Source organism: Amycolatopsis sp. NBC_00438 (genome assembly GCF_036026695.1).
GTDB lineage: Bacteria > Actinomycetota > Actinomycetes > Mycobacteriales > Pseudonocardiaceae > Amycolatopsis.
The window spans coordinates 7853854-7871869 of sequence record NZ_CP107923.1 but is presented as its reverse complement, the minus strand read 5'-3'; the positions used below and the strand labels follow the sequence as shown (position 1 = coordinate 7871869).

Genomic DNA, 18016 nt, shown 5'->3' with positions numbered 1-18016 from the left:
GCTCTGATCAGGTCTTTTACCCGGAATTCCGGGGCCGTCGGTTCAGCCGTCGGAATTGCCACCCGATCGGGTTATATTGACCCCTGGTCTGTCACCCGATGACCGATAACCTGGCGGGGCCGGCGGGGTGACGAGGTGAGGGGGCCGGGTGGTCTACGCGGTCGTGGGGGCGTGGCTGGTACTCGCCGCGATCGTGGTGCTGACCTGGGGCAGGCTGGGCACCGACCGCGGCCTGCGCGGGTTCGTCCTCGCCCTCACCCTCGGTCTTTCCCTGCTCCACCAGCTGTTGTTCGCGACCGTCACGGAAGACGCGCTCGTTTCGTTCCGGTACGCGGCGAACATCGCCGAGGGCAACGGCCCGGTCTTCAACCCCGGTGAACGCGTCGAGGGATATACGAACTTCCTCTGGCTGGTGCTGATCGCCCTTCCGCGTGCCGCATTCGGCGCCGACGTGCAAACCACCGCCATCGTGTTCGGGGTTCTTTCCGCGCTCGGTTGTGTGTTGCTTTCCTACTTCCTCGTCAACCGGGTGGTCGTGGCCGCGACACCGGCCGACGCCGAGCCGCGGCCGGCGATCGGGGTCGCGGCCGCGGTGCTCACCGCGGCCGCTGGCGGGCTGGCCGTCTACGGGCCGTCCGGGTCCGAGGTGCCGCTGTTCGTGCTCCTCGTCCTCGCTGTCTGCTATTCGCTCGCGGCGCGCCGCCCGGTGGTGGCCGGCGTGCTCGTCGCGTTCGCCGTGATGACCAGCCCGGAAGGCTTGGTCGTCGGCGTCTTCGGCGGTCTCTGGCTGGCGGGCGCGGCCGCGAAGAAGCAGCACACCTGGTGGGCGCCTGCGGGCTACATTCTGGGCGCGCTGGTGTTCCTCATCCCCCGGCTGGCCTGGCGGCTGACGTTCTACCAGCACTACGTGCCCGCGCCGCTGGCCGCCAAACTCGGCGGCCCGTTCGGCACGCAGGTCGCCGGCGGCTGGCCGTACCTGTCCGGATTCGCCTTGGTGCACCAGGGTTTCCTGCTGCTCGCCTTGGTCGCCGCGGTCGCCTTGCTGCTGCGCCGCGCGGCCGGCGCCGCGCTCGAGTCCCGCGCGCTGATCTGGCTGATGTTCGCGATGGCGGCCGGGCTCGCCGCGGCCGCCGTCCTGTCGGGCGGCGACGCCGGCCCGTCGTGGCGGCTGCTGGCCGGGGTGCCGCCCCTGCTCGCCGTCGGGTCCGTCGCGGCGTACGGCGTGCTGACAGCGGACGTCGAGGTGAAGCCGTCACCGCGGCCGCGCGCCTGGCCCGCCGGCACCCGGCTGGTCCCGGTGGCCGCCTGCGGCCTGGCCGGGATCGCCGTGCTCGTCTCGGTGTTCAGCCCCGACATGCTCGGCCGTGTGCGCGACTGGCGCACCTACGGCACCGAGCTCACCGAGATCGGCGGCTGGCTGGGCACGTACCTGCCGCCGGGGTCGGTCGTCAGCGCCGCCGCGCCCGGCGCGCTTTCGGCCCGGGGCGGCCAGTTGCTCATCATCGACGTCCTCGGCCGCACCGACGACCACATCGCCCGTGACGGGCAGCACGACGGCGGGTACGCCACGGACTACGACTACGTGGTCAACGGCCGCCGCCCCACCGTCGCGGTCCCCGCCGACGGCGGTTACGCCGACCGCCAGCACTGCGCGATCGACCCGGTCTACGCGGGCCAGTACGAGGTCGCCACGTTCCGGCGCGTCGGCACGCCGTACTGGGTCTCCGTCTACCCGCGGGCCGAGCAGGCGAAGTCCCTGGTCGACGACCTCGACCGGGACCCGGACTTCCGCTACGTACCCTGTCCTTCGTGAAACTCGACGTCCCGAAGCGGCGGCTGACCACCGATGCCGCGCTCGGGCTCGGGATCTTCGCGGCGTCGTTCACCCTCTTCGCGGTGCGGTTCCTGGTGCCACGCCCGGTCGCGATGTCCAACAACGGCGACGGCGGCCGCGTGCTCTGCGGCGCCGGCATCACCTGGCGCGGCCTGCCGGAGCCGTTCATCCACCTCGCCTACAGCGCGCCGCCCGGCGCGGCGCCGTGCCGGCCCACCTACCTGCTGACGCAGAGCTGGCTGGCCGACCTGGCCGTCCGGCTCGCCGGGGTCTTCGGCTTCCCCTCGACGCTGAGCCTGGTCGTCCTCGGCCTGCTGAGCAGCCTGATCGCCGCCGCGGCCGTCGCCGCGATCGTGCTCGGCCTGCCGTACGGCCGCCGGGCGCGGCTCGCCGTAGCGGCCGGGCTGCTGCTGGTCGTCGCCGATTCGGCGTTCTTCGGGTACTTCGCGGCGGTGCTCGGCGAAGGTGCGGCCTTCCTCGGCTTGCTGCTGATCGCGGGTGGCCTGCTGCTCACCGCCCGCGAGGGCCGGTGGAGCTACGCGGGCATGGCCGTGACGCTCGCCGGCGGCGTCCTGGCGGTCAACGCCAAGGTCCAGACGCTGACCATCCTGCCGATCCTGGTGGTCGCGATCCTGCTGGTCCGCCCGGGGACCCTGCGCGGCGCCCGGCGGTGGGCCGCGGCGGTGCTGGTCGTCGGCGCGCTCGGCGTCGCCACGCTCGCCGCGCAGCAGAGCGTCGAACCGGCCGTCGCGCCCGACGGGACGCTCGCCGAGCTGCCCGGCGACGATTCGCGCGAGATCAACATGTTCAACACGATCTTCCTGAACATCGTCGACGGCCGGCACGACACCCGGGCCGACCTCGCGGACCTCGGGCTGCCGCCGTCGTTCGCGCAGTACGCGGGCAACGGCTGGTGGCACCCGCACCCGGCGCGGATCGACCCGCGCTACCCGGCCTACCGCGACCGGATGGACCGCGCGAACGTCATCGCGTACTTCGCGAGCCACCCCGGCCGGACGCTCGAGGTGCTGAACCGCGCCGCGACCGACCAGCTCACCGCGCGGCCGGACTACCTCGGCAGCTTCGACCGGTCCGCGGGCTTCGCGCCGCACGCGCAGGAGTACCGGGTGCCGGTCGTGTCGTGGCTGACCGGCCTGATCGCGCCGCTCGGGCTGTTCGCGCTGGTGCCGCTCTGGCTGCTGGTGCTGGCCGGTGCGTGGAGCCGGCGCCGGGCCGCGCTGGGCGTCGTGCTGGCGTTCCTGCTGGTCGTCTCGGTGTCGCAGTTCGGCATGGCGGCCCTCGGCGACGGCATCGAGGGCGTCAAGCACCAGTCCGTCGCGCTGTTCACGCTCCTGCTCGCTCTGGTGCTCGCCGTGCCCGTCCGGCGGGAGCGCGTGCGGGCGGTGTGAGGTTCGCGCGGTTTGTGTTCTTCCCCGCTGAAGGGCCGGCCGTAACCTACGGTCCCGTAACCTGGTGGGATGGCTGACTTCGTGTACCCGCCCGTGATCGCGGCGGCCCGGGCGATGTTCCGGGTACTGGACAACCGCATCCGGGTCGAGGGCGCGGAGCACATCCCGCGCACCGGCGGCGCGGTCATCGCGTGCAACCACGTGAGCTACCTGGACTTCATCTTCTGCGGCCTCGGCGCGCGCCCGGCCAAGCGGCTGACGCGGTTCATGGCGAAGCAGGAGATCTTCGACAACCGGATCGCCGGGCCGCTGATGCGGGGGATGCACCACATCCCGGTCGACCGCGCCGCGGGCATCGCCTCCTACCGCGAGGCCCTCCAGAAGCTGAAGGACGGCGAGGTCGTCGGCGTCTTCCCGGAGGCCACCATCAGCCGGTCGTTCACCGTCAAGGAGATCAAGTCGGGTGCCGTCCGGATGGCCGCGGCGGCGGACGTCCCGGTCGTGCCGATGGCCCTGTGGGGCACCCAGCGGCTGTGGACGAAGGGCCGGCCGAAGGACCTGACCCGCCGGCACGTGCCGATCTCGATCCTCATCGGCGAGCCGATGCACCCGGCGAAGGGTGACGACTGGGACGTCGTGACGAAGGAGCTGCGCGCCCGGATGAGCGCGCTCGTCGACCGCGCCCAGGCCGGCTACCCGGACCGGCCCGCCTCCGACGAGGAACGCTGGTGGCTGCCCGCCCACCTGGGCGGGACCGCGCCCACCCCGGAGGAAGCGGCCGAGCTCGACAACCGCTCCTGACTCAGAACCAGCGTTCGAGGACCTGGGCGACGCCGTCGTCCCCGGCCGGGCCGGTGACCTCGTCGGCGACCTTGAGCACCGCAGGGTGGCCGTTCTCCATGGCGACGCCGTGGCCCGCCCAGCGCAGCATCTCGACGTCGTTGGGCATGTCGCCGAAGGCGATCACGCGGTCCGCCGAGACCTCGAAGCGCGCGGCGACGTCGGCGAGGCCGGTCGCCTTCGTGATGCCGTGGGCGGCGATCTCGACCAGCCCGCCCGACGACGAGTAGGTGGCGTCGACCTCGGTGCCGAACAGTGCCGTGATCGCGTCGGCCATCTCCCCGGACGTCATGCCGCGGTGGCTGACCAGCAGTTTGATCGCCGGGTGCCCGAGGACCTCGGCCCGCGGCCCGACGCGGCCTTCGCTGTCGCCCCACGGGTTGTGGTAGTCCGGTTCGATCACGAAGTTGCGCATGTCGTGGTCCACCGGGCCGGTGGCGACCCGCTCGGCGGCCAGCCGGCAGTCCGGCAGCGCCTTGTCGAGCGCGCTCGCGATGTCGTGCAGCAGGGTCGGCTCGAGCAGGCCGTGGACCTCGAGGATCTCCTCGCTGCCGCAGTCGTAGAGGACGGCGCCGTTCGCGCACACCGCGTACCCGGTCAGCTCGAGCGGCCGCGCGATCGGCGCGATCCAGCGCGGCGGCCGGCCGCTGGCCAGCACGAACGGCACGCCCGCCTCGACCGCCCGGCGCACGGTCGCGATGGTGCGCTCGCTCAGGGCTTCGGACGGGCCGAGCAGGGTGCCGTCGACGTCGGACGCGATCAGAAGGGGTCTCTCCACCCCGTCATTGTCCCTGACACGTCCGGGTGAGGTCCCGCCCGTCCGCGCGAATGTCGGTGGTTGCCTCTATCGTCCGGCAGTGTGCGAGTAGGCATCGTGATTCTCCCGGAAGATCGTTGGTGGGCCGCCGAGCCGAAGTGGCGGGCGGCCGAGGAATACGGCTTCGACCACGCGTGGACGTACGACCACCTGGGCTGGCGCAACCTGGTCGACGGCCCGTGGTTCTCCGCGGTCCCGACCCTGACGGCGGCGGCGATGGTGACGTCGCGGATCCGGCTCGGCACGTTCGTGGCGTCGCCGGTCGCCCGGCATCCGGTGCCGTTCATGCGTGAGCTGGTCACCCTCGACGACGTCTCCGACGGCCGGTTCGTCCTCGGTGTCGGCGCGGGCGTCGACCACCAGCACTACGACGGCGAGGTGCTCGGCGCGCCGGAGCTGACGGCGAAGCAGCGCGCCGACCGGTTCACGGAGTTCGTCGAGTCGCTCGACGGGCTGCTGATGACCGACAAGTTCGACTTCGAGGGCGAGTACTACAAGGCCCGCGGCGCCCGCAACCTGCCGGGCACGGTCCAGCGGCCGCGGCTGCCGTTCGTGGTCGCGGCGAACGGCCCGCGCACGATGACGCTCGCGGCCCGCTTCGGCGCGGGCTGGGTGACCACCGGCAAGGGCGGCGCGACCGTCGACGAGTGGTGGCGCGGGGTGGCGGCACTGTGCACCGTCTTCGACCAGCGCCTCGACGCCGTCGGCCGCGAGCGGGCGGGCATCCAGCGCCACCTCAGCCTGGACGCGTCGCCAGTGTTCTCGCTGAGCAGCGTGGAGGCGTTCCGCGACGCGGTGGGCCGCGCGGGCGAGCTGGGCTTCACCGACGTGATCTCGCACTGGCCGCGGTCGTCGTCGCCGTACGAGGGGCGTGAAGCGGTGCTGGAGCAGGTGGCGAACGATGTCCTGCCGGAGCTGCATGCTTAGGCCGAACGGGTGACATCCGGGTGACCGGGAAACCGATTGCCGTCCCTCAGGCGTCCTTCACAGCAGACGTCAAGGATCACCCCGGGGGTGGTTGGGGGACGGGAGGCCCTCGTGGCCGCGGCACGGGGCGCCGCGGCCACGAGGGCTTTGTCTATTCGACGATCGGGCCTACTTGGTGATCCGGTAGATGACGGCGCCCGGGTTCCGGTAGACGACGCTCACGAAGTCCAGCCCGTCCAGCTTCTGCAGGCCCGGCGCGATCGGCGTGTCCCGGCGGATCGTGCCGCTGCCGACCAGCACGTAGTGCACGTTCAGCCGCTGCGTCACGGCGCGGACCCGGGGATCGGTGTCGTAGTCGCGGAAGTGCACCGCCAGGTAGACGGCGTCGGGATTCACCGCGCCGGCGTCGTAGTGGGCGGCCACCGGGTGCACGCCGGTCAGCGCGTACATCCAGGCCGTGCCGTCGAGGCGGTCGTTGAGCACCTTCTGGTCGCCGGGGATGCCCAGCTCGCCGAGCCGGTCCATCGCGTCGATCTCGTCCTGGCTGACCGGCGGGACCACCTCGCCGGGCAGGCCGTTGTAGTACAGCAGCGAAACCGTCTTGGCGTTGGCCGCGCGGTAGAACCCGCCGGTCAGCACACCCATCGCGACCACGATCAGCACCGCCGTCGCCAGCCCGACCCGGCCGGTCAGCCACGGCCGCGCGCGCACCCACGCGCGTCCGTCGGCGAGCATCGCCAGCCGGCGCTGGGCCTCGCTCATGCCGTGCGCCGCGATCAGGCACATCGGGATCGCCGCCAGCGCCATCAGCCGGAACCGGTCGTTCCACCAGGGCCGCGACAGCGAGATCACCCAGTCTTCGCCGCCGAAGCACGCGACGACGACGAACAGCGCCGACAGCCCCAGCGCCGACAGCATCAGCCAGCGCAGCCGCCGCAGCGCCACCAGCGTGAGCGCGCCGAACGCCAGGAACACCGTGAGCCAGATCTGCGGCACCGGCAGCACCTGCTTGAACGTCGCCAGCATGGCCAGGGCCTTCCACACCGGCATGTGCGAGCCCCACGGGTGGTACGGGTACGACCCGGACGTGAAGGTGATCGCGCCCAGGATGTGCGGTGCGGCCAGCAGGCCGGCCCCCAGCATCACCGGGATCATCTTCAGCACGTCGCCGCCCGCGACCCGCCAGGCGGCCTTGCCCTCGGGAACGCCGTCGACGCGGCGGCCGCGCAGCGCCCGGTACCAGCGCTGCACCACCAGCGGCAACGCGAACAGGATCGCGCCGAACAACGCGCTCGAGTGCGCGGCGAGCAGGCCCGCCGCGCTCAGCGCCAGCACCGCGCCGGTGTCGACACCCGGCCGGACCACGAACCGCTGCAGCGCGACCGCGGCCAGCGGCGTCAGGACGATGCCCAGCGCGAACGGCAGCAACCCGCTCGACACCGACTCGTACGCGCCGGTCGTGGCGCCGCCGGCGACCAGCGCGGCGCAGCCCGCGAACACCGCGCGGCCGCCGAGTTGGCGCACCAGGGCGACCAGGGCCAGGGCGAACAGCCCGGCGATCGGCATCGTGACGGCGTTGAGCGTGACCGGGATCGACGTCCCGGACAGCTGGTAGACCAGCGCGCCGACCAGGTGGTACGCGTTCGGGTAGAACGAGCCGTCGGGGTACCAGTTGAGCGTGCCCATGCCGGTCAGCGAGCCGTCGCCGGTGTCGGCGATGTAGCGGATGCCGTTCGCGTGGAACACGGTGTCCCAGCGCTGGAAGACGGCGGTCGTGCCGCCGCGGCCGGACACCACCACGGCGATCGACACGGCCGTCGCGATCCCGACGCAGACGGCCACGGCGGCGTGCGCCCGGCGGGTCCACGCCTGGTGCGGCTCCTCGGCGCCGGGCGTCATCCACCCCCGGGCCACGGCCAGCCGGCGCAGGCCGTACAGCACGCCCGCGAGCAGCAGCGTGCACGCGGCGACGCTGAGCGGGCCGTACGGCACGTGGACGATCGCCAGCCACGGCCCGGCCAGGCCGGTGATGGCGTAGCTGAGCAGCGGCGCGAGGCCCGCGAGGGCCCAGCCGCGCAGGCCGGCGGCCCACCCGACGACGCCGCCGGGGACCGCCAGCACGGCCACGTAGGTGGCCACCGCGGCGAAGTAACTCCAGAAGTCCTCGGGTGCAGGCACTGCTTTCCAGGTGTGTCGTGGGCCGAATTGTGATAGTCGGGTGCGGGCCGGGTCAGCGGACTGCGTACCCTCGACGCCCGTGAGCGCGCACACGAACCCCGCCAAGATTACTGAAGCCGATTTCGCAGGTTACGACCTCGTCGTCGTCGGGTCCGGATTCTTCGGCCTGACGGTCGCCGAACGGGCCGCGGCCGAGCTGGGCAAGAAGGTCCTCATCCTCGAACGGCGCAGCCACATCGGCGGCAACGCCTACTCCGAGGCCGAGCCCGAGACCGGGATCGAGGTGCACAAGTACGGCGCGCACCTGTTCCACACCTCGAACAAGCGCGTCTGGGAGTACGTGAACCGCTTCACCGAGTTCACGAACTACCAGCACCGGGTGTTCGCGCGGGTCAAGGACCAGGTCTACTCGTTCCCGATGAACCTCGCGCTGATCAACCAGTTCTTCGGCAAGTCCCACACGCCGGACGAGGCCCGCGAGCTCATCGCCAAGCAGTCGTCGGAGTTCGAGACCGGCGCCGCGCAGAACCTCGAGGAAAAGGCCATCTCGCTGGTCGGCCGCCCCCTCTACGAGGCGTTCATCCGCGGGTACACCGCGAAGCAGTGGGAGAACGACCCCAAGAACCTGGGCGAGAACATCATCACGCGCCTGCCGGTCCGGTACAACTTCGACAACCGGTACTTCAACGACGCCTACGAGGGCCTGCCCGTCAACGGGTACACCGCGTGGCTCGAGAAGATGGCCGAGCACGAGAACATCGAGATCCGGCTGAACGTCGACTACTTCGACGTGCGCGAGCACATCCCGGCGGGCACCCCGACCGTCTACACCGGTCCGCTGGACCGCTACTTCGACTACTCGGCGGGCCGGTTCACCTGGCGCACCGTCGACTTCGAGTCCGAGGTCGCCGAGACCGGAGACTTCCAGGGCACCTCGGTCGTCAACTACAACGACCAGGAAGTCCCCTACACCCGCATCATCGAGTTCCGGCACTTCCACCCGGAGCGGGACTACCCCAAGGACAAGACGGTCATCTTCCGCGAGTTCTCCCGCTTCGCGAAGGAAGAGGACGAGCCGTACTACCCGATCAACACCCCGGACAACCGCGAGAAGCTCGAGGCCTACCGCGAACTGGCCAAGACCGAGGCGCGCGAGCGGAACGTGCTGTTCGGCGGCCGGCTCGGCACCTACAAGTACCTCGACATGCACATGGCCATCGGGTCGGCGCTCTCGGCGTTCGACAACAAGATCGCCCCGCACCTGACCGACGGCGCGCCGCTCGACGGGTCCCTCGATGCTTGAGAAGGGCGCAGTGCCGTCTGGGGCCGAGCCCCAGACCCCGGCCGGGGGACAAGCCCCCCTGGACCCCCCAACTGCAGCTGGGACGGGCGAGGTAGCTGTCCTTTCCAAGGCACAGGGTTTTCTGAAGAATGACGTCTCGGTGAAAGCCGCGCGCGGCATGTCGCACTTCGGCGAGCACGCCATCGGCTGGTTCAGCATCGGCCTGATCGGCGCGGCGGTCGACAAGAAGCGGCGCAAGGACTGGCTGATCGCGTCGGCCGGCGTCGTCGGCGCCCACGCCGCGTCGATCGCGGTGAAACGCGTGGTCAGGCGGCCGCGTCCGGACCACCCGAGCGTCGAGGTGCTGGTCGGCACGCCGAGCAAGCTGAGCTTCCCGTCGTCGCACGCGACGTCCACGACGGCGGCGGCGGTGCTCTACTCCGGATTGACCGGGCGTAACCTGGTGCCCGCCCTGGTACCGCCGATGCTCGCCTCGCGGCTCGTGCTCGGCGTTCACTATCCGACAGACGTTCTGGCCGGTGCGGCCCTCGGGGGGCTCGTCGGTGGTCTGATACGACGGAAGCTGAAGAAGAACCCATGAGCGAGACGACCGAGCAGCGCAACAGCGACGAAGCGGCCGTGACTCCCGAGACACCGGAAACCCCGGTGCCGGCGGAGACGACGACGGAGACCGCGGCACGCGGCCCGTTCGGCCTGGTGGGCGGCGTGATCAAGACCGCCCGTCCGCGCCAGTGGGTGAAGAACGTCCTGGTCTTCGCGGCCCCGTTCTTCGCCTTCTCGAAGTCGACCGACCGCACGGGCCTGCTGCTCGACGCGATCGTCGCCTTCGTGGCCTTCTCGCTGGTGGCGAGCTCGGTCTACCTCATCAACGACGCGGTCGACGTCGAGGCCGACAAGGCGCACCCGACCAAGCGGAACCGGCCGATCGCGGCCGGGATCGTGCCGGTGCCCGTCGCGTACGGGTCCGCGGTCGTGTTCTTCCTCGCCGGCCTCGGCGTCTCGTTCCTCGCCAGCTGGCAGCTGGCGGTCGTGCTGGCGGTCTATGAAGCCGTCCAGCTCGGCTACTGCTTCGGCCTCAAGCACCAGCCGGTGGTCGACCTGGCCATCGTCGGCTCGGGCTTCCTGATGCGCTCGATCGCCGGTGGTGTCGCGGGCGGCCTGGCCCTGTCGCAATGGTTCCTGCTGGTCACGGCGTTCGGCTCGCTGTTCATGGTGGCCGGCAAGCGCTACGCGGAGATCATGCTGTTCGAGCGCACCGGGGCGAAGATCCGGTCGTCGCTGAAGAAGTATTCGGCCAGCTACCTGCGGTTCGTCTGGGCGACGTCGGCGGCGATCCTGATCATGTCCTACTGCCTGTGGGCGTTCGAGATCCGCCAGACCGAGCACAACTCGGTGTGGGCGCTCATCTCGATGGTGCCGTTCGTGGTGGCGGTGCTGCGCTACGCGGTCGACGTCGACGGCGGCATCGCGGGCGAGCCCGAGGAGATCGCGCTCAAGGACCGCGTGCTCCAGGTGCTCGGCGCGACCTGGGTGGCCACGCTGTTCCTGTCGTTCTACCTGTGACTCCTTCTCATGGCGGATCGACAGGTTGGCTTCAGGTTCAGCACAGCTGACGGGGTCACCCTGAGGTGGTGGGGGCGGGCAGCACGCTCGTCCCCGTAGACCACAGGAGCGACCATGACCGACCAGCCGCGCGACCCCCACCAGGTCCCGCCGAACGCGGGCGCGGAGCAACCGACCGCCGAACAGCCCACGGCCCAGGCCGGCGCGGCTGAGCACCCGGCCACGGCACCGCCGTCGGCCGGACAGCCTGCCGCCGGACAGCCGTCCACTACGCCCGCGGCCGGACAACCGGCCGCCGAGCAGCCCACCGCCGTGCAGCCGTCAGCCGCGCAACCGGCGGCCGGGCAGTCTGCCGCCGGGCAGCCGTCGTCCGGGCAACCGACCATGGCGCTGCCCTCGGCCGGGCCACCGGCCGCGGCCGCGCCGGCCCAGGGCGATCCCGCCGCTCCGGCGGCCGACCAGACCGCCGCGCACGGGCAGGCGGCCCCGCCCACCCCGCAGCTCTCCCAGCCCGGCCCCGGGCAGACCTACGGCGCTCCCGGCCCGGGTTACGGCGCCTGGGGCGCTCCCGCGGCGGCCGCGCCGCGACAGCCCGGCGGGTTCCGGCGGTTCGTCGGGCACCGGGCCACCCAGCTGGTGGCCGTCGGCGTGCTCGGGCTCCTGGTCGGCGGCGGCATCGTCGGCGGGATCGCCGCGGCCACGAGCCACGGCCCCCGCGACGGCCGTCCGGGCATCCACCGCCAGTACTCCGGTCCGGGCGCCGGCCCGGGCATGGACGGCCGCGGCGGCTTCGGAAACCGCGGCGGCGGCAACTCCGGCACCCCCAACGGCGGCAACACCAACGGCACCGACGACGGTTCCGGCCCCGGCATCTGACCCCTGACCTGCCGTCAAGGCCGCCGTACGGACGTCAGACGCCCGTGCGGTGGCCTTGACGGCACTCGGGCGAGCGAAGGTCCGGCTGCGCCACTTGATACCGGGCAGATCACGGAAGTATCACGAGCAGGGTACGGTGTTCGTGATGCGAAGCGCCTCCGCAGAACTCGACGAGGCCACCGGTGCGCTGCCGGTGGCCCGCTCCGTCACCCGTCCTTGGGTCCTCCCGGCGGGGGTCGCGGTGGCCTCCGCCGTGGTGTTCGCCCTGGTCAGCCATCATCTGATCGATGACACGTACATCACGCTGTCCTACGCCAAGAACCTCGCGTTCCACGCGCACTGGGGCCTGATCGAGCAGGGCACGGCCAACACCGCGACGTCGCCGCTGAACGTCCTGGCTCTCGCCGCGGTCACGTTCGTCGTCCGCGACGCCGTGCTGGCCGCCGGGATCGTGTTCGTCGCCGCGCAGGTCGGGCTGGTGCTCGGGCTGCGCCGGCTGGCCGAGCGCGCCGAGCTGCCGCCGGCGTTCGCGCCGTTGACGTTCGGCTTGCTGCTGGTCAACCCGCTGCTGCTGTCGTCGGTCGGCCTGGAGGTCGCCCTCGGCGCCACCGGCGTCGTCTGGGCGCTCGTCTACGCGGGGGAGCGCCACCCCGGCCGGCTGGGGCTGGTGATCGGGCTGCTCGCGCTCGTCCGGATCGACCTGCTGCTGATCGCGGCGGTGGTGTTCCTGGCCCGCCGCGAGTTTTGGGACGGCATCTGGCGGACGGTCTTCGGCGCGCTCGCCGTGACGGTCCCGTGGTTCGGCTTCAGCTGGCTGGTGCTCGGCTCGGCCGTGCCGGACACGCTGGTCATCAAGATCAGCCAGCAGTCGTGGGGCCCGTTCAGCTTCACCAACGGCCCGTTGCTCTACTGGCGCAACTTCCCGGCCGCGGCCACGCTGTCGTTCCTGCCGCTGCTGGTCGGCGGCCTGGCCGGCGTGCTCTGGCTCGTCCAGTTCCGCCGCGGCTCGGCGACGGCCCGCCGCTTGACGCCGTTCGCGCTGCTCGCCGTCGCGGGCGCGCTGCACTACGTCGCCTACAGCCGGCTCGGCGTGCCGCCGTACCACTGGTACTACGCGCCGAGCATCATCGGCGCGACGATCTTCCTCGGCGCCTGCGTCACGGCGGCGCCGCACCGGGCGAAGCAGGCCGCGTGGACCGGCGCCGGCGCGGTGCTCGCCGCGAGCGTCGCGGTGTACGTGCTGCCGGGTGTCCCGCGCCGGTTCGCGCCGATCACCAGCAACCACGCGTCGACGACGGAGTACCGCGAGATCGGCCAGGAACTGGCGGCGATCGCCCACGGCCGCACGGTCGAGACGGCGGGCGAGGTCGGCGCGCTCGCATACGCGTGCGACTGCGAGCTGGTGGACGAGTTCTCCGACCGCGGCGCCGTCGATCCGGCGATCGCCGAGACGAAACGCCGCAGCGGCGACCTCGGCCGCGCGCTGCTCGAGGCCAACTTCCACAACTTCGACCACAGCGTCGCCCCGATGAGCCCGGAGCTGGTCCTGGCGACCACGCGCCACACGCCGCCGTCGACGGCCCTGGCGAGCTGGCGCATCGACTCGCCGTGGATGGGCACGCAGAACCTCTACCTGATGCCCGCCCACGCGGCCGGGAGCTAAGTCCGCAGCGCGGTGACGTCCAGCGTGAGGGTGAACTCGCGCCCGCCCATCCGCTTGCCGTACGTGAGACCGAACGCGAAGCGGTCCACCACCGTCGCCGCGCGGGCCGTGAAGCCGTCGGGAGTCAGCGTGACCGCGTCGATCGCGCACCGGACGCGGCCCGCCGTCCCGCGGACCGTCACGACGCCGTCCAGCAGCCACCGCGAGCCGTCCTGACGCGGGTGGCCCTCGGTGAAGGTGATCAGCGGGTGCTCACGGCCGTGAAGGAACCTGCGGGACTGCAGTTCGGTGTCGCGCAGCCGGTCACCGGTCGAGAGGCCTGTCGCGTCGATCTCCGCCGTCACCAGCGACGCCGTGACCGGGTCGCTGACCAGCACCGTGCCGCCGCGCAGCGGGAACTCGCCGGCCACGGTCGACATGCCGAACAGGTGCGTGCCGGAGACGCCGACCCGGCACCGCGCCGGGTCCAGCCGGTACTCGCCGGGCGGCGGGATCTCGATCATCGGCGCGCCCACATCCGGTTCATCGTGCCCTCCCGCGCGAGCAGCACCTGGGTGACCACCTGGAGCACCACGAAACTCGCGATCGACAGCACCGTATCGAGCCCGGGCACGCTGTCCACCGGGAACGTGTACGCCAGCGCCACGCTCAGCCCGCTGTGCACCAGCCCACCGACGCCCCAGACCACCGTCAGCACCCGCCAGACCCGCCGGAACGACGGCGTGTCCGCCCAGCGCGCCTCCAGCGTGTCAGCGCGGTGGGGAACCAGCGCCAGCGTGGCCTGGTACGTCGTCGGGCGGCGGCCCACCCACAGGCTCGCGAGCATCCAGACGCCGATCAGGATGCTGAACCACGCGCTCCGGATCAGCTGCAGCCGCGCGTCGCCGGTCAGCAGCGACGTCACCAGCCCGATCCCGACGATGAACAGCACGAACAGGCCCATGCCGTCGACCCGCCGGTGCCGCAGCGCCAGGTACAGCATCCGCAGTGCCGGCGGCAGGCCGCTGAACGTCAGCGCCCAGATCGGCGCGACGTCGAAGGCCCGCAGCAGGTAGTACCCGCCGACCGGCGCGGCGATGTCGCAGAGCAGCGCGACGAGCGATTTCCCCATGACCCGAGCTTCGCGGCCGGGCCGGGCCCGGGCCATCGTCGACCTGGCTCCTACGCATCCACCGTCCGGTTGATGCCGGCGGTCAACCGCTGCCGGGTGAGCTTCACGCCGAGCAGCAGGCAGCCGACGGTCAGCGCGGTGTCGAGGAACGGCACGACGTCGACCGGCAGCGTGAACGCCATCAGCACGACGGCGCAGCCGAGCAGCACGCCGCCCACACCCCACCAGAGGGTCACCGTGCGCCACGGCTGCCGGAAGTCCTCGTCGGCGGCCCACCCGGCTTCGAGTTCGGCGGCACGGGCCGGCTGGAGCGTGCAGATCACCCGGAACAGGAACGGCCGCCGGCCGACGACCAGGCTCGCCAGCATCAGCCCGCCCAGCAGCAGCCCGACCCAGGCACTGCGGACCAGGAGCAGCCGCGGGTCACCGGAGATCAGCGCCACCGCGCCGTTGACCACGAGCATGGCCAGCACGAACGCGCCGATCGGGTCGATCCGGCGGTGCCGTACCAGGACGTACCCGGAGCGGATCGCCGGCGGCAGCGCGCTGACCAGCAGGGCCCACAGCGCGTCGACGTCGAAGGAGCGCAGGACGTAGAACAGGGCCATCGGGAGAGCGACGTCGCGCAGGAGCATCGTCAGCCCGCCGCGGTCACTCGAAGTGTGCGTCATGACGACAGTCTGTTTCGACTGCCGCCACGACACATCGACCCGCGGGTCGGGCGTGGATGGAAATCCGGCTCCACCCGCGGGTGGAGGCCCCAGGAGAGATCTCAGATGGGGAGCTTGCGGAAGATCGGCCGCGGGACGTGCCGCAGCGCCGACATCACCAGCCGGAACGGCGCCGGCGCCCAGACCAGGTCCTTGCCGGCGCGAGCGGCCGACACGGCGATCTCGGCGACCTGCTCGGCGGTCTGCGCCAGCGGGGCGTCCTTCATGCCCTCGGTCATCTTCGTCTTGACGTGGCCGGGGCGGACGACGGTCACCTTCACACCGTGCGGCGCGAGCGCCTCGCCGAGGCCCAGGTAGAAGCCGTCGAAACCGGCCTTGGTCGAGCCGTAGACGAAGTTGGAGCGCCGGACGCGCTCACCGGCCACCGACGACAGCGCGATCACCGTGCCGTGGCCCTGGACCTTGAGCTTCTCCGACAGCGCGACGCCGACCGACACCGCGGCCGAGTAGTTCACGGTCGCCAGCTCGACGGCCTTCGCGTGGTCCTGCCAGAGCTCCTCGGCGTCGCCGAGCAGGCCGAACGCCACGACCGCGACGTCGATGTCGCCGCCTTCGAACGCCTTGTCCAGCACGCCCGGGTGGGACGCGAGGTCCTTCGCGTCGAAGTCGACGGTCGCCACCTCGGCGCCCTTGTCCTTCAGGCGCTGCGCAGCCGCGTCCAGCCGCGGCGACGGGCGCGCCGCGAGCACGACCCGAAGCGGCTTCTCGGCGAGGTACTTCTCGGCGATCGCCAGCGCGATGTCGGACGTGCCACCGAGCAGCAGCAGGGACTGGGGGTTGCCAACGGCGTCGATCACAGTGCGAGCCTCCGGCTCATGTCAGAGGCGAAAACGCCTTCGGGGTCCACGGCGGCGCGAACCTTGCGCCACTCTTCGAGCCGCGGGTACATCTTCGCGAACGTCTCGGGCGAGGTGCGCGAGTCCTTCGCGGTGTACAGCCGCCCGCCGAGCTCGAGGACGTCGTCGTCGAGCTCCTGGCAGAACCGGCTGAGCCCGTCCTTGATCGGGAAGTCGACGCAGACCATCCAGCCGGGGTGCGGGAACGACAGCGGTGCCGCGTTGCCCTCACCCATCCGCTTGAACACGTTGAGGAAGGAGACGTGCCCCGACTCGGCGATCTTCTTGACGATCTTTCGCAGCGGCTCGGCCGCGCCCAGCGGCGTCGAGAACTGATACTGCAGGAAACCCTTGGAGCCGTAGGCCCGGTTCCACTCGCCGAACATGTCCAGCGGGTGGTAGAAGGCGGTCAGGTTCTGGATGACGCCGTGGGCTTCCTTCGGCGTCTTCCGGTAGTACAGCTCGCCGATCGTGCCGAAGGTCAGCTTGTTCGCCAGGCCGTTCGGGAAGACGTCCGGCAGCGTCGCGAGCTGCGGAGCGTCGAACTTCAGCGGGTTCGCCCGCAGCTTCGGCGGCAGTTCGTCGAGCTTGGCGAGCGAGCCGCGGCCGAAGGCCGCGCGGCCCAGCTTCGAGCCGGTGGAGATCGTGTCGAACCACGCCGAGGAGTACGTGTACTTGTCGTCGGAGCCGTTGCTGACCAGCTCCAGCGTCTCGTCGAGGTTGTTCGTGCGCTCGTTGTCGGCGAGGAAGTACGCCGTCTCCGTCTTGGTCATCCGGATCTTGGCCCGGACGATGATCCCGGTCAGGCCGATGCCCGCCACGGTCGCCCAGAACAGCTCGGCGTCCGGGCCCTCCGGCGTCAGCGTGCGGACCTTGCCGTCCGCGGTGATCAGGTCCATCGACACGACGTGGTTGCCGAAGCTGCCCGCGCTGTGGTGGTTCTTGCCGTGGATGTCGTTGGCGATCGCGCCGCCGATCGTCACCTGGCGCGTGCCCGGCAGCACCGGGACCCACAGGCCGTACGGCAGCGCCTCGCGCATCAGCTGGTCCAGGCTCACGCCGGCGTCGAGGTCGACGAGCGCGCTGTCCGGGTCGATCGAGTGGATCCGGTTCAGGGCCGTCATGTCGATGACGAGGCCGCCCGCGTTCTGCGCCGGGTCGCCGTAGGAGCGGCCGAGGCCGCGCGCGATGACACCGCGCTCGCCGGCTTGGGTAACGGCCCGCGCGATGACTTCGACGTCTGCGGTGCTCAGCACGTCGGCGGTGGTCGGTGCCGTCCGCGCCCAGCCCGTGAGCGTGCGACGCTGTGTCTCGGGTGCTTGGGTCACCCGACCAGGGTAGCCACGCCGAACGACGCCCGGAACGTGACCCTGAAGTGCTCGCTTCTACACTTTGCGCATCAAGGCACAAGCGCCCGCGCGGGTGACCATGACTCAGGCAACGAGGTAAAGCAGTGGTGGCGACCGATCCGCAAGCTGAGATACCGGCTGCGCAGCCGTCCTCGATCGGACTGCTCGGGCAGCTCATTCGCTTCGCCCTGATCGGTGGCTTCTGCGCCCTGGTCGACCTGGGCACGTACACGCTGCTGACCCAGGTGGCCGGGATGGCCGCTTCACCGTGGGTCGACGTCGCCCGCGCTATCAGTTTCATCGTGGGCACGACCACGGCGTTCTTCCTGAACCGGAAGTTCACCTTCTCCGGCGGGCGCCGCGACGGCAAGGCGCAGGTCGGCTCGTTCGTGATGCTCTACACCGTGACGTTCTTCGTCGCGGTCGGGGTGAACCAGCTGATGCTGCAGGTGCTGCCGGAGTCCGCGTGGCAGCACACCCTGTGCTGGGCCGTGTCGCAGGCCACCGCCACCGTGATCAATTTCGTGATGCTCAAGTGGGTCGTCTTCCGCGAGCCGTCGACTGAGGAGAACTGAGGAA

17 protein-coding genes are annotated in these 18016 nt (G+C 71.3%); 10 read left to right on the top strand and 7 right to left on the bottom strand.

The genetic code is table 11. The annotated features are described in order from the left end of the window. Window positions 1-148: 148 nt before the first annotated feature. The 3 genes from OG494_RS35850 (at window position 149) to OG494_RS35840 (ending at window position 4044) form a co-directional block, all read left to right on the top strand. The gene (locus OG494_RS35850; RefSeq protein WP_328446342.1) at window positions 149-1813 is read left to right on the top strand and encodes a hypothetical protein; all 1665 of its coding nucleotides are present in this window, start codon (window positions 149-151) and stop codon (window positions 1811-1813) included. Further along, window positions 1810-3243: a glycan biosynthesis hexose transferase WsfD gene (wsfD, locus tag OG494_RS35845; RefSeq protein ID WP_328446341.1), complete on the top strand. Its 1434-nt coding sequence runs from the start codon at window positions 1810-1812 to the stop codon at window positions 3241-3243. Before OG494_RS35850 ends, wsfD begins: the two co-directional genes overlap by 4 nt. Window positions 3244-3312: 69 nt before the next feature. Next, window positions 3313-4044: a lysophospholipid acyltransferase family protein gene (locus OG494_RS35840; RefSeq protein ID WP_328446340.1), complete on the top strand. Its 732-nt coding sequence runs from the start codon at window positions 3313-3315 to the stop codon at window positions 4042-4044. 1 nt (window position 4045) lies between these two features. Here the strand turns inward: OG494_RS35840 and OG494_RS35835 are convergent, their stop codons facing one another. Next, window positions 4046-4846: an HAD family hydrolase gene (locus tag OG494_RS35835; RefSeq protein WP_328459124.1), complete on the bottom strand. Its 801-nt coding sequence runs from the start codon at window positions 4844-4846 to the stop codon at window positions 4046-4048. A 96-nt stretch (window positions 4847-4942) separates the two neighbouring features. Between OG494_RS35835 and OG494_RS35830 the strand changes: the two genes are divergently transcribed. Beyond that, entirely contained in the window at window positions 4943-5827 is an 885-nt protein-coding gene (locus tag OG494_RS35830; RefSeq protein WP_328446339.1) for an LLM class flavin-dependent oxidoreductase, read from the top strand. Window positions 5828-5995: 168 nt separating this feature from the next. On the opposite strand, the gene OG494_RS35825 is transcribed toward OG494_RS35830, so the two are convergent. Next, a complete protein-coding gene (locus tag OG494_RS35825; RefSeq protein ID WP_328446337.1) occupies window positions 5996-8005 on the bottom strand; it encodes a DUF6541 family protein in 2010 nt (669 codons plus the stop codon). A gap of 79 nt (window positions 8006-8084) precedes the next feature. On the opposite strand from OG494_RS35825, the gene glf reads away from it, so the two are divergent. From glf to OG494_RS35800, 5 genes are all read left to right on the top strand, one after another. Then, window positions 8085-9308, top strand: coding sequence for a UDP-galactopyranose mutase (gene glf / locus OG494_RS35820; protein WP_328446335.1), 1224 nt, complete (start codon window positions 8085-8087; stop codon window positions 9306-9308). Next, complete coding sequence (locus tag OG494_RS35815; protein ID WP_442874325.1) at window positions 9301-9888, top strand: phosphatase PAP2 family protein; 588 nt, start codon at window positions 9301-9303, stop codon at window positions 9886-9888. The genes glf and OG494_RS35815 overlap by 8 nt, the downstream gene beginning before the upstream one ends. Beyond that, complete coding sequence (locus tag OG494_RS35810; RefSeq protein WP_328446333.1) at window positions 9885-10871, top strand: decaprenyl-phosphate phosphoribosyltransferase; 987 nt, start codon at window positions 9885-9887, stop codon at window positions 10869-10871. Before OG494_RS35815 ends, OG494_RS35810 begins: the two co-directional genes overlap by 4 nt. Window positions 10872-10985: 114 nt before the next feature. Further along, window positions 10986-11747, top strand: coding sequence for a hypothetical protein (locus tag OG494_RS35805; RefSeq protein ID WP_328446331.1), 762 nt, complete (start codon window positions 10986-10988; stop codon window positions 11745-11747). Window positions 11748-11892: 145 nt separating this feature from the next. After that, on the top strand, window positions 11893-13410 hold the full coding sequence (locus tag OG494_RS35800) for a hypothetical protein (RefSeq protein WP_328446329.1): 1518 nt from the start codon (window positions 11893-11895) through the stop codon (window positions 13408-13410). On the opposite strand, the gene OG494_RS35795 is transcribed toward OG494_RS35800, so the two are convergent. The 5 genes from OG494_RS35795 to OG494_RS35775 all read right to left on the bottom strand — a co-directional run bounded on the left by OG494_RS35795 (window position 13407) and on the right by OG494_RS35775 (window position 17416). Beyond that, window positions 13407-13913 carry a YceI family protein gene (locus OG494_RS35795; protein WP_328446327.1) on the bottom strand — a complete coding sequence of 169 codons (507 nt, stop codon included), beginning with the start codon at window positions 13911-13913 and terminating at the stop codon, window positions 13407-13409. The two genes, OG494_RS35800 and OG494_RS35795, sit on opposite strands and share 4 nt — an antisense overlap. Next, entirely contained in the window at window positions 13910-14521 is a 612-nt protein-coding gene (locus OG494_RS35790) for a VC0807 family protein (protein ID WP_328446325.1), read from the bottom strand. Before OG494_RS35790 ends, OG494_RS35795 begins: the two co-directional genes overlap by 4 nt. A gap of 50 nt (window positions 14522-14571) precedes the next feature. Beyond that, complete coding sequence (locus tag OG494_RS35785; RefSeq protein ID WP_328446323.1) at window positions 14572-15192, bottom strand: VC0807 family protein; 621 nt, start codon at window positions 15190-15192, stop codon at window positions 14572-14574. 101 nt (window positions 15193-15293) lie between these two features. Further along, window positions 15294-16049 carry a decaprenylphospho-beta-D-erythro-pentofuranosid-2-ulose 2-reductase gene (locus OG494_RS35780; RefSeq protein WP_328446321.1) on the bottom strand — a complete coding sequence of 252 codons (756 nt, stop codon included), beginning with the start codon at window positions 16047-16049 and terminating at the stop codon, window positions 15294-15296. Next, window positions 16046-17416 (bottom strand): FAD-binding oxidoreductase, encoded by a 1371-nt coding sequence (locus OG494_RS35775; protein ID WP_328446320.1) that lies wholly within the window; start codon window positions 17414-17416, stop codon window positions 16046-16048. The genes OG494_RS35780 and OG494_RS35775 overlap by 4 nt, the downstream gene beginning before the upstream one ends. A gap of 125 nt (window positions 17417-17541) precedes the next feature. On the opposite strand from OG494_RS35775, the gene OG494_RS35770 reads away from it, so the two are divergent. Beyond that, window positions 17542-18012, top strand: a complete 471-nt coding sequence (locus tag OG494_RS35770) for a GtrA family protein (RefSeq protein ID WP_328446318.1) — start codon at window positions 17542-17544, stop codon at window positions 18010-18012. Window positions 18013-18016: the final 4 nt, after the last annotated feature.